This window comes from Pseudomonas sp. HY13-MNA-CIBAN-0226, assembly GCF_040310305.1.
GTDB classification, from domain to species: domain Bacteria; phylum Pseudomonadota; class Gammaproteobacteria; order Pseudomonadales; family Pseudomonadaceae; genus Aquipseudomonas; species Aquipseudomonas gregormendelii.
In genome coordinates, this window is sequence record NZ_JBEOPS010000399.1 from 1 (window position 1) to 257 (window position 257).

1 pseudogene is annotated in these 257 nt (G+C 63.0%); it reads right to left on the reverse strand.

Features of this window, described 5'->3' with window-relative positions:
* Positions 1–233, reverse strand: a pseudogene (locus AAEZ05_RS29255) (hypothetical protein); the annotation flags it as partial.
* Between the last annotated feature and the right edge of the window lie 24 nt (positions 234–257).

A 257-nucleotide genomic window follows, 5' to 3' on the forward strand; every position in this document is an offset into this window, starting at 1 on the left:
AAGTAAGGCCCCGTGATGTAGCAGTGAAGGCGGTGACAACGCGTGGCGTTGACCAGGCAGGCGCCGCCCATCACGGCCAGCGCGGCGCCCGCTGCCAGGAACAACGCGGGGCGTCGATCTGACAGAACAATCGCTATCGTCGCCACGACGGCAGGCAGCCCCCAGAAGCTGACCACCTGCCATGTCTTGCGTAGGCTGTCGCACCTACCGAGTTCGCCTGCCGTGTTGCTCATGTTTCAACCTCCCTCTCTCATTAC